Below are 229 nucleotides of genomic sequence, written 5' to 3'. Positions count from 1 at the left end.
TTTAGGACCAATCCCTGAAACTTGGAGGAGTTTTTCGAATAAACGTTTTTCTTGCCGATTCGAAAAACCAAATAATTTTATAGCATCTTCTCTTACATGGTGATGTGTATATACGGTAATTGTTTCATTTAATTTTTCCTGGAATCGATACGGATTTGGACAAAATACTAAATATCCCACTTCTCTTACATCAATGACAATTGAATCAACTTCAATATGTACAATTTTA

Annotated in this window: 1 protein-coding gene; it reads right to left on the bottom strand. The window is 31.4% G+C overall.

What is annotated here, in order from left to right:
- A partial coding sequence (ruvA, locus tag AOA60_RS00080) for a Holliday junction branch migration protein RuvA (RefSeq protein WP_305887025.1) occupies positions 1-229 on the bottom strand: 229 nt, incomplete at both ends.

Origin of the sequence: Pseudomonas sp. 2822-17 (assembly GCF_002742485.1) — a bacterium.
GTDB classification, from domain to species: domain Bacteria; phylum Pseudomonadota; class Gammaproteobacteria; order Pseudomonadales; family Pseudomonadaceae; genus Aquipseudomonas; species Aquipseudomonas cyclaminis.
Note: the sequence above shows the minus strand (reverse complement) of the source record. Positions and strands in the feature narration are given on the sequence as shown.